This window comes from Salinivibrio sp. MA427, from assembly GCF_001996115.1.
Taxonomy (GTDB): Bacteria; Pseudomonadota; Gammaproteobacteria; order Enterobacterales; family Vibrionaceae; genus Salinivibrio; species Salinivibrio costicola.
Map to the genome: position 1 here is coordinate 1 of NZ_MUFH01000288.1, position 3,601 is coordinate 3,601.

Consider the following 3,601-nt stretch of genomic DNA (forward strand, 5'->3'; position numbering starts at 1 on the left):
ATTTTATTGTGAAATTATCCCTTATGGTTTTTATGACTCAAAAGTAAAGGGTTTTTTTAACCTTATTGGTAAAAAAAACTTAAAAGGTATTTTATACCCTGCACCAGAGGTGTTTAACGTGTTTTTTGAAGTTGATCAATGCACAGTGTTTTATGTCATCTATGCTATCAAGGCACAATATGTAGTGCTATATTTGAATTTGATCTCTAGATATGGTTTTTTATGGCAGGCTATCCGCAACAGCTACATTACAGCTCTGAACAGATTGTTTGGCAGGAAGTGCCGGGTGAAGTGGCATTAGCTTACACCATCACCGGATGCCCGGTCGGGTGTAAAGGTTGTCATAGTGTGGACAGTTGGCCAGTCGGCAGCGGTTTAGCGTTGACCGAAGACTACTTACAGGAGCGCTTAACTATGTACACAGGGCTCATTACGTGCGTGTTGTTTCTGGGCGGTGAATGGCAACCAGAAGCGCTGATAAAACACTTAAAACGAGTTCGCGCAGAAGGGCTGGAAACCTGCCTTTATACAGGTTACGAGGATGTCTCTTTGCGCATCAGGGAGCAGTTGACGTACTTAAAAACCGGGCCATGGATAGCCGAAAAGGGCGGTTTAGACAGCCCCCATACCAACCAAAAATTTTATGATTTAAGAACAAAGCAGCTACTGAACTGCAAGTTTCTGACAGGAGAATAATTATGTTGCGTTTAAACGACGACCAGGTTTCAGAAAAAGTAGACTTTATTGCGGATTACCTGAACGCACAGAATGCGGCGGACGGTTCGAAAATGGACGCCAACGCGAACGTTACTCAGAAAAATATCGCGACCTTAGAAGCTGAGCTGATGAAAGACTTCTTCGTACAGGTTAACCGCAAGCAGGTTAGTAACAAAATTGCGGCGTTGTTCGACGACAACTTAGCGAAAGAATACGTACGTCAAATAGAAAATCATGAAATTTACGTGCACGATGAGACCAGTCTGAAGCCATATTGCGTGTCAGTGACTATGTATCCGTTTTTAATGGACGGCTTGACGAAACTCGGTGGTGAGTCGCTGGCGCCTAAACATTTAGAGTCGTTTTGTGGCTCCTTTGTGAATTTTGTTTTTGCGGTTAGCTCGCAATACGCTGGCGCTGTGGCAACCGTTGAGTTCTTAACTTACTTCGACTATTTCGCGCGTAAAGACTACGGTGATGACTACTTAAACACGCACCGCAAGCAAATCGAAAATCACTTACAGCACGTTGTGTATGCGATTAATCAACCTGCGGCTGCACGCGGTTATCAAAGTGTGTTCTGGAACATTTCTGTGTACGACAAGCACTATTTCGATAGCATGTTTGGCGACTTCGTATTTCCGAGAGACTTTAGTAAACCTAAGTGGGAAACCGTCAGTGCTTTGCAGGACTTCTTCTTAGACTGGTTCAATAAAGAGCGTGAAAAGTCTATTTTGACCTTCCCAGTTGTGACCGTTGCCATGTTAACGGAAGACGGCGCTTGTAAAGATCAGGTCTTCGCGAAAAAATGGCGGCTGAATTGGCCAACGGTAATTCGTTCTTTGTGTATTTGTCAGACAATGCCGACTCACTTGCGTCCTGTTGCCGTCTGCGCTCGGAAATTAGCGACAATACCTTCTCTTACACCCTGGGGGCCGGCGGTGTTGCGACAGGCTCTATCAATGTCATTACCATTAATATGAACCGTCTAGTGCAGGACGGTCGTGACTTAGAAGAGGAAATTAGCAAAATTCATAAGTATCAAGTGGCTTACCGCAAGCTGATGGAGGAGTACAAAGAAGCGGGTATGCTGACAGTCTATGACGCTGGTTTTATTAGTCTGGACAAACAATTCCTGACCATTGGCATTAACGGCATGGTCGAAGCCGCGGAATCTCAAGGCATTAGAGCAAGCAATAACCCAGAGTATAAGAGCTTTGTCAAACGTCACCTGAAGGTTATTTATGACGCCAATAAAGCCGCCAAAGCGGAATACGGTTATATGTTTAATACCGAGTTTGTGCCTGCAGAAAACTTAGGTGTTAAGAATGCAAAATGGGACAAAGCCGACGGTTATAAAGTATCGCGCGAGTGCTACAACTCGTACTTCTATGTCGTTGAGGACGATGAAACCAATGCCTTAGATAAATTCGTTATGCACGGTAAAGAACTGGTGGAGTATTTAGACGGCGGCTCCGCACTACACCTAAACCTCGATGAAAAACTGAACACCACGGGTTACTTGTCGTTGCTGAATATCGCTGCGAAAACCGGCTGTAACTACTTCTGCATTAACGTCAAAATCACTATTTGTAACGAGTGTGAACACATCGATAAACGCACATTAAGTGAATGCTCAAGCTGCCACTCCAATAACATTGATTACGGCACTCGAGTTATTGGTTACCTTAAGCGTGTTTCTGCGTTCAGCGCTGGGCGTCGTAAAGAGCACACAGCTCGTCATTACCATCGCGACGAGGCGACGCAGACAATCAACTGTGCGGCACAGGCTAATATAGGGCTGCGTAAGGCAAGTTAAGTTGACACGTCCATCTGTAAATAAAGAGGGAGTTAAACTCCTTCTTTGCATTTATGACACTATGTTAGCTTTCCCTTCTGAAAGTTTGTGAGAAGAAGTGAAACAGTTACTTTCTTAACCAGAGATCGCGCAGGGACCAGGACGAGGTTTTAAGCGACTGGCTGGTGTAGTGAGGGATGTTCGTTTAATCGATGGCGTGAAATAAATGGAGACTGCGCAATAGGCTAGTGCATGATCTCGATACACCATCTTTGCCAATAGCTCACTTATTTTTTGTGTCCTTGAGTCCATTGCAGGAATGGCTTCCAACTGGCGAGCCACTGCGGAAGTCTTTCTGGCTGCAAAGGTGGCGACATAGCGTAACCCTGGGCGTGAAAACATCCGAGTTCGAGCAGAAGCTCACCTTGTTCAATTGTTTCTACACCTTCAGCGATAACCTTTTTATCAAATGCTTCTGCCAATGCAATTANCTCACAAACTCTTTGTCAATTTTTATTGTCTGAACAGGTAATTGTTTTAAATAAGCCAAAGATGAGTAGCCCGTACCAAAGTCGTCAAGAGAGAACGTTACTCCCATGCTCCGACATTCGTTAATCACCAACACCGAGGATTGAAGATCGCCCAACGTGGCGGTCTCTAGTATTTCAAGATCAAATCGCGACGGATCGACTTCCGGAAAACGATCGAACGATTGCTGAAGTTCGTCTGAGAAGGCTGGAGATTGAAGATGAAGAGCAGCCACATTAACACTCATAGTTAGGTTCAACCCCTTTTGATCCCACTTGTGCATCTGCTGCAGCGATTCTTCAATAACCCATCTACCAATGTCCACAATAAGGGGATGATTTTCGATTTCTGATAGAAAATACGCTGGAGATAACAATCCTTTTTCTGGATGCTTCCAACGGATGAGCGCCTCAACGCCTAGAACGGAACCTGTTCTTAGGTTTACTTTCGGTTGATAGACCAACTGAAATTGTTTTACCTTCAGAGCTTCACGGATTTCCGTGAGTAACCGTTGGCGTGATTGATGAACTTTTTTCTGGTTTGCATCCATTAACAGCC

Annotated in this window: 6 protein-coding genes; 4 read left to right on the top strand and 2 right to left on the bottom strand. The window is 44.6% G+C overall.

From position 1 onward, the window contains the following. From BZG79_RS16560 to nrdD (BZG79_RS16940), 4 genes are all read left to right on the top strand, one after another. Nucleotides 1-301, top strand: a 301-nt coding sequence (locus BZG79_RS16560) for a hypothetical protein (RefSeq protein WP_206779500.1), incomplete at its 5' end; no start/stop codon positions are given. Further along, nucleotides 223-696, top strand: coding sequence for an anaerobic ribonucleoside-triphosphate reductase activating protein (gene nrdG / locus BZG79_RS13380; protein ID WP_025744752.1), 474 nt, complete (start codon nt 223-225; stop codon nt 694-696). The genes BZG79_RS16560 and nrdG, both read left to right, overlap by 79 nt. A gap of 2 nt (nt 697-698) precedes the next feature. Further along, on the top strand, nt 699-1,700 hold the full coding sequence (gene nrdD / locus BZG79_RS16935) for an anaerobic ribonucleoside-triphosphate reductase (RefSeq protein WP_198532965.1): 1,002 nt from the start codon (nt 699-701) through the stop codon (nt 1,698-1,700). Further along, nucleotides 1,619-2,536 (top strand): anaerobic ribonucleoside-triphosphate reductase, encoded by a 918-nt coding sequence (gene nrdD, locus BZG79_RS16940; RefSeq protein ID WP_274533715.1) that lies wholly within the window; start codon nt 1,619-1,621, stop codon nt 2,534-2,536. The genes nrdD (BZG79_RS16935) and nrdD (BZG79_RS16940) overlap by 82 nt, the downstream gene beginning before the upstream one ends. Nucleotides 2,537-2,802: 266 nt before the next feature. Here nrdD (BZG79_RS16940) and BZG79_RS16945 read toward each other — a convergent pair whose 3' ends face one another. Together BZG79_RS16945 and BZG79_RS13395 are read right to left on the bottom strand one after the other, a co-directional pair. After that, nucleotides 2,803-2,997 (bottom strand): EAL domain-containing protein, encoded by a 195-nt coding sequence (locus BZG79_RS16945; protein ID WP_021023454.1) that lies wholly within the window; start codon nt 2,995-2,997, stop codon nt 2,803-2,805. A 5-nt stretch (nt 2,998-3,002) separates the two neighbouring features. Beyond that, on the bottom strand, nt 3,003-3,601 hold a 599-nt coding region (locus BZG79_RS13395; protein ID WP_199877863.1), incomplete at its 5' end, for an EAL domain-containing protein.

What these genes read in the sequence shown, in the direction of transcription:
- nrdD (WP_198532965.1), top strand. Translation starts at nt 699, where the DNA reads ATGTTGCGTTTAAACGACGACCAGGTTTCAGAAAAAGTAGACTTTATT.
- nrdG (WP_025744752.1), top strand. Translation starts at nt 223, where the DNA reads ATGGCAGGCTATCCGCAACAGCTACATTACAGCTCTGAACAGATTGTT.